Raw genomic sequence first — 6,380 nt, 5'->3', positions numbered from 1 at the left:
CAGCCCGACCCCGGCAGCTCGCAAGTTCATGCCGAACGGTCAAGGTGCCAGGATGATACGGCCCAAACACCTGCAGCTGACCAGCCAACAACTCCTCCAGCTCGGTCACCGCCCCTGCCACATCCCCAGCCCGACCCCGGCAGCTCGCAAGTTCATGCCGAACGGTCAAGGTGCCAGGATGATACGGCCCAAACACCTGCAGCTGACCAGCCAACAACTCCTGCCACGCGGCAACGGCTCCAACTGCATCACCGGCCCAGTCACGCCAATTCGCAAGATCGCGTCGGGTTGTCAACGTCGCAGGATCCGTTGGCCCCAGCACCTGCAGCTGACCAGCCAACAACTCCTCCAGCTCAGTCACCGCCCCAGCCACATCGCCGGACTGGGCTCGCCAGGTCGCAAGACTGCGCCGGGTCATCAACGTCGCAGGATCCGTAGGCTCCAGCACCTGCAGCTGACCAGCCAACAACTCCTCCAACGCGACAATCGCCCCCGCTGCATCGCCTGCCTTGCCTCGAAAGAACGCAAGATTATGCAGAACAGCCAACGTAAGTGGGTCTTTGGGACCGAACCGCGTCAGCGTGCTGGCCAGCACCACTTCGCACTCGGCAACGGCCGTGGCCACGTCTCCCGCCCTCCCCCGCCAGCCAGCAAGACAGTGGCGAATGATCAACGTGTCGGTGTGGTCAGCACCCAGGACACGCTCGGCTTGGTCATAGAGATGCTGGAAGTAGGTGACCGCACCGGAGACGTTTCCCGTTATCCCCAGGCTCCGGCCGACGCGAAAAAGCACGAGGTGTGCCCCATCCACGCTCCAAAGATGCTGCCCGCCGTGGTAACCAAGGTTCGCGGCGTTGTCGCGCAGAACCTGCTCGAAAGCGGCGCCCGCATCGTCCCCCGGCCAGATATGGACGAGGGCGTCTGCAGCAAATTGTGTCAGTTCCGCCAGCGTATGGTGGCCCGAAAGATCTTCTCGGGTGGCGCGTTGCACAAGAGCGTGCACACGTAGGCCATGACGCCCGCTTCTGATGTCACGGGTCGCCAGGCTGAGACGGTGCAAGTTCCACAGCGCGTCCCAAACATGCTCGGCACGCACGGTGTCAGCCGACGTGATCGCAGAAAGATGCTGCAGGACAGGAGGCGCTGTGAAAACGCCCGGGGGTATGCCGTTGGGGTCCAGTATCGAAGCCAACTCCAACAGCGGACGCGCAAGTCCTGCTGGAGAGAGCTGATTGGCCGCATCGATCGACAGCGACCATGTCGCCGCAACAGTGGTGCGGTGCTCGTCCGGAAGACCATCGTGATCAGGAACTACGTCGGCCAGCCGTCGCGTCTCATCGGCTAGTCGTCGCCGGTATTCCGCACACGTGATGTTGCGCATGGCGATGTAGGCAGCTGCCTGTGCCAGCGCCAACGGCAAGAACCCGAGATCCTGAGCGAGTTCGGCCGCCTCCGCGGTCCGGCCACGGGCGCCGAGTTTGGCGCGGAGGTAGTTGAGTGCCTCCTGTGCACCAAAAAGGCCGACATCGATGACATGCCGGCCGTCGAAGGCAGATTCGCCGCGACGGCGGGTCGTCACGACGGTATGACCAGTTTCGGGTGGCCAGAGTCCGTTGAGGTCACGGGGGTTTTGCAGGTCATCCAGGATGATGAGCCATCGTTTGGACGTGGTCGCCAGCCACGCCTGAAACTTCTGGCAAGCCTGTTCGGCAGTGAGGTCTTTGAGTTTGCTCTGTTCGTCTGCGCCGACATCGATGGCTGCCCTGGCGTAGCCGTTGACGACCGCTTCCCTGGAATCCGCTGTAATCCATACCAGCAGGTCCAGCTGATGGTTGTCCTTTGACTGGTGCCACTGGCGTAGAAACCGTTGAGCGAGTTGCGCGGCGAGCTGCGTCTTACCGCCCCCTCCCAACCCTGTCAAAATGTGGTGACGTGAGTGGCCCGACGTGTCACCAGGTGCAGGCTGGCTACCCACCGACGCTCCATCACATTCCACCGCCTGCGCGAGCTCCTCGCTCAACGTGCGCTGCTGGAAAGAGTTCGCCAGTTGCGGCACCACACCCACTAGTACCGGCCATGACACGCGTTGCGGGCCACTCTGGTGCACAACCTGAGTACCGATGATGTCACGACCGGCCCGGGTACGGGATTGCTTGACCTTGTCGCCTTTTCCGCCTTTGAACACGTGGGGCTCCGCAAACCTTCAGTGACTTGACCAGGACTCGATGCGCTTGGCGACGACATCTCCCCCTTCGTCGCCACAGTGCCCAACATGCCGACGACGTCTTGGCCAGACGCCAGGGCAGTCTGCTCGATGTGAGCATCGAGCAGGACAGCGTCCGTACTACACCGCCGCTGCGAAATCGCTGGCCCGCACCACACGGCATCGTTTCTCGCACTGGGTTACTGCTGTAGAGTCAGTTCAGGCTGGCGATGGTAGGAGAAGCCGCGCGGCGGCGGTGAAGGTCAGACCGGTCGACACGACACCCGCCAAGACCGCCCCGGCGCGTTCTTGTTGGTCAGCCAGGTCAGGGACCCCACAGCTTGCGCGCACATGACCGAGAACAGCCCGATGACGGCCCAGCGTTAGCCCACCCACGTTCGAAAACCCCCTGTATCTGATACACGTGAAGTCTTAATTCTTCACTCCCCTAGTGCGCTAGCGTAACCCAGAGGCGCCTGGGTGATCACGGTGGGTGACTGTGGCCGTATCGAGCGAGTCGGATCGCGATGCCTAGCTGTTGGCGGGGCTTTCAGGGGTCTGCCGCGTGACGAAGAGTCCTTCATCGAGGCACGTGGAGCCTCAGATCTGCGGTGAGAGCTGATCCGACGCGCTTCGTCACGCAGCTCGTGGGGATTCTCACCCGCCCCTTGTGCGTTCAAGGGGCAACTTCGCTGTTACTGGTTTACCAGCGCATTCAATGCACGAGTCCCCTTGTAGCGTCACGCCATTACGAATCGACCACTGTGGACTTTTGTCGACTTGACCGGCATTGAGGTGAACGTCCGCAGTTGTGGATCGACGGACGGCAGCTGAGCTTGTCAGGGGGTTCAGCTACGGTTCCGCGCCGAGGTAGCCTGGTCAATTTTTCAGAAACCTCGAATGATTTTCAAATAATTGGAAGGTGGTTTGCACGTGTCGGGTTCGGCGACGTTGGAGAGGTTGTTGTCCGCGGTGTAGGCGGGTGGGCCGAGCTGTGCGGTGGTGTCAACGGAGTTGCGGCGGCTGGGCAGCGCGATTTCTCCGGCGGTGTTTCCCGGCGATCGGCCTAGCGACGGGCCGCAGTATGCGTTTGAGCGGCGGTTTCTGGATGGGTGCTGCGGTATGCGGTGCTGGTGGATGGGAAGCAGGCCGAGACAGCCAAGCTCATCGAGACGAGCCAGTCCCGCATCGCACTCTTGATCAACGGAGGCGGCAGCATCTCGCCAGGTGACCTGGTCATGCTCGCCGACAGACTCGGCTTCGATGACGAGGGCTATCAAGAGGTCCTTCGCGAGCTGCGACGAGACAACCACAAACGCGGCTTCTGGAGTACCGGGCACAACCGCGCCTACGCCGAGGATCTTCGCTTGCTGGTGGACCTGGAGAAGCACGCCGACCAGATCCGCGCGGCTCAGGTCGAGGTCGTGCCTGGACTGCTGCAGTGCGAGTCCTACGTCCGGGCGCAACACGCTGAACAGCCGGAAAGCAGGGATGTGTCTCTGGAAGAGAGAATCAAGGCCAGGCTCGCTCGGCAAGACATCCTGGACAAGCCGGAGCCGCCAGTTGTGCAGTTCGTCCTCTCCGAGTCTTGCGTGCGGCGTACCTGCGGCGATGCCGACGTCATGCGTGAACAAATCGACTACTTGATCAAGCTATCCAAGCGGCCGAACATCATGCTCAAGGTCATGCCCTTCGACCAGCCAGCCGGCCAGCGTTCACCCATCAAGAGCCCGTTCACGCTGATCCATGTGCCCTCGCCTGGCGCGGCTGGACCGCTGGAGTTGGTCTACGTCGAGGGTGAGGGCGAGATCCGCTACCTCGACGACAAGAAGGCACTCGCTGCGCACGAAGCGGCCTGGGCTCGCGTCTCCAACGCCGGCGCTACGGTTCGAGGAGACCCGAAAGTTCTTGAAGTCGGTCCTCCAGGACTTCAGGAAGTGAGCATCAGAGGAGAACGCTGATGACCAGCACCCGGCCAGCCTTCGCCGAACACGAATTCCGCAAGGCAAGCGCCAGCCACGCAAACCAGGAGTGTGTGCGCGTCGCCCGCCGGAACGGCTGGGTCGAACTCCGCGACGACAAGACCGTCTTCGGAGCCCCAGACGACCACCGCCTCGTCTTCACCGAGGCGCAGTTCGACCGATTCCTCACCAGCGCCCGCTCCGGGCAGACCAGCGGCCTCTGCCTGGAAATGACACGCCGCCCTGACGGGAGGTACACCTTCCGTAGCGCCGTGCCTCAGTCTGGTGGAACGGCCGTGGAGCTGACGTTCACCGAAGCCGAGGTCGTGGCGTTCCGGGATGGGGTCGCCCGAGGCGAGTTTGACCACGACAACACGCCGGAGATGACCTTGTGCGGATAACCGTCCCCCGCATCTGAGCTGGAAGAGCGACGACCATCACAGTTCACAAGGGATGCTGATGCGGGCGTGGTCGACATCCCGGCCACCCCGCTTTCGTCATCGACAGCTGAGCGCTGCGGCGTTTTCCCGTCTCCGGAACGTCGGGTGCAGGGTGAGCGGAACGGTCGCCGCTATCACGGTCCCTGAGTCAGCTTCACCGCAGCCCAGATGATCAGAACGGACAGGACAACACCTAGCGCAACCCCGGTGAGCAAGACATGCTTCCAGTCGATCCGAGAGACCTCGTGGGACTTGGTGAAATCCCGCCGCCGGGTAGCGCCCTCATCGTTGAGTGTGGTGATGATGTGCTGCGAGACGGTGTGGGCGAGTTCGGAGACATCGGGGCCGTTGCTGGCCGCAGCGCTCTGGATCGCGTGTGCTGCGACGCTGGCATTGCCCGCTGCGCTGATGAAATCACCGAGGTTGATCGTCTGCATGCTGGAAGCAGCTTGGCCGAACTTGGTGACGTTGTCCTCGAAGTTCCCGAGTCGACCGGTAGCCCTGCCCAGCGAATTCACCGCTTCGATAAAGCCACCAGCGGCCAGCCTCTCGGCGGCGGTGTGCAACATCGCGGCGGCTTCGTAGTCGCGGCGTTTGTCTGTGGCCTGCTGGTACAGCACGGTGAGGATCTTCGCTGTTCCAGCGTCGACCTTGTTCCCTAGTTGGCCGATGCCAGACATGATCACCTTGGCGCTGTGCTGGTTCGCAAGAGCGATCATCGTTTGGATCTCGGTGTAGGTGTAGCGGTCCGATCCCGTCGAACTTCTCCCGTAACTCGTGTTCGGCGTCGTGCTTCCACTGCAGCAGCATCGCCTCGGTGAACTGGTGAGCGCGGGCGCTCTTGTCGACCAGGTTGTGGTGCGCGGTGCACAGCAGGATCAGGTTCGGGTAGTTGTCGCGTGCGGCTGGATCCATCTTTCGCCAGCGGGGCATGGAGCTGGAGACGGGAACGATGTGCGCGGCCTGCACGTTCTTGGACGCCTTCTCATCAGCAGTGAGGCTGACGGTAGGAATCCGGCAGTCCGGGTAGGCACATCGGGTGGATACGGCGAACAGGACAGCTTCGGCAGCGGCGTTGTGTTTCCGGTTCGACATGGTGGCTACTCGCTACCACACGGACCCGACAGCTCCTCCGCCTCTTTTCGTAGCGCTTCCACGACGGGCTCGCGGTGGTCCGCTCAGCGCTTGTCAGTGACGTTCAGCGCCGCGAGAGTGTTCTCGCGGTCACGGATGTAGGCGAGATCGGCAACCGCGGCCGGGCGGAACCAGCTCAGCAGAGCGGCGAGTGCATCCCGTTCGGAAGGACTGATCGGGATCTGTCGGGTAACCAGGCTCGCCGACAACAAATCGACCAGCATCGACCACTCACCGACACGACTCAGCGTGCGGTACTCCTCCAACCGGTCTGGTGGGAGGCGATCGGCCAGACGTCCCAGAAGGGCATGTGTACCCGCACTGAGCGCACGCAAGTCGTCGTGGGTGGTGGTCTGTGGCTGCTCGGCGACCTGGATCGCTGCCAGGGTCCGGTCGCGGTTGTTGATGTAGTCGTAGTCGCCGGCGGGGACGGTAGCAAGCAGCTGGGTCAGTGTTGTCTTCTCTGCTGGTGTCACTGCGGTGCCGCGGCCGATCAGGATTTTGCACAGCTCGTTGAGCAACTGAGCCGACTCGCCGGCCTCGCCGAGTGCGCGGTATGCAGGCAGCCGACGCTTGGGGAGGCGTTCGGCGAGCTGCTCCAGTAGCTCGCGTACTGCCTCGTTGAGCTTGGTGTCCATCGTC

At 62.6% G+C, this 6,380-nt stretch carries 5 protein-coding genes and 1 pseudogene; 2 read left to right on the top strand and 4 right to left on the bottom strand.

The features are described 5' to 3' along the window. On the bottom strand, window positions 1-2,185 hold a 2,185-nt coding region (locus AB0H93_RS38120), incomplete at its 3' end, for a tetratricopeptide repeat protein (protein WP_358580305.1). Window positions 2,186-3,315: 1,130 nt separating this feature from the next. Here AB0H93_RS38120 and AB0H93_RS38115 point away from each other — a divergent pair. After that, complete coding sequence (locus tag AB0H93_RS38115; protein ID WP_358580303.1) at window positions 3,316-4,164, top strand: DUF5753 domain-containing protein; 849 nt, start codon at window positions 3,316-3,318, stop codon at window positions 4,162-4,164. Beyond that, window positions 4,164-4,565, top strand: coding sequence for a DUF397 domain-containing protein (locus tag AB0H93_RS38110; protein ID WP_358580300.1), 402 nt, complete (start codon window positions 4,164-4,166; stop codon window positions 4,563-4,565). Before AB0H93_RS38115 ends, AB0H93_RS38110 begins: the two co-directional genes overlap by 1 nt. Before the next feature lie 173 nt (window positions 4,566-4,738). Here the strand turns inward: AB0H93_RS38110 and AB0H93_RS38105 are convergent, their stop codons facing one another. The 3 genes and pseudogenes from AB0H93_RS38105 to AB0H93_RS38095 form a co-directional block, all read right to left on the bottom strand. Next, a complete protein-coding gene (locus AB0H93_RS38105) occupies window positions 4,739-5,323 on the bottom strand; it encodes a hypothetical protein (protein ID WP_358580378.1) in 585 nt (194 codons plus the stop codon). Window positions 5,324-5,456: 133 nt separating this feature from the next. Further along, window positions 5,457-5,699 (bottom strand): annotated as a pseudogene (locus AB0H93_RS38100) (HNH endonuclease); the annotation flags it as partial. Window positions 5,700-5,782: 83 nt separating this feature from the next. After that, window positions 5,783-6,376, bottom strand: a complete 594-nt coding sequence (locus AB0H93_RS38095) for a hypothetical protein (RefSeq protein WP_358580298.1) — start codon at window positions 6,374-6,376, stop codon at window positions 5,783-5,785. Window positions 6,377-6,380 lie beyond the last annotated feature (4 nt).

The organism is Saccharopolyspora sp. NPDC050642 (assembly GCF_040654735.1).
Lineage (GTDB): Bacteria > Actinomycetota > Actinomycetes > Mycobacteriales > Pseudonocardiaceae > Saccharopolyspora > Saccharopolyspora elongata.
This window is presented reverse-complemented; position numbering and strand designations above follow the sequence as displayed.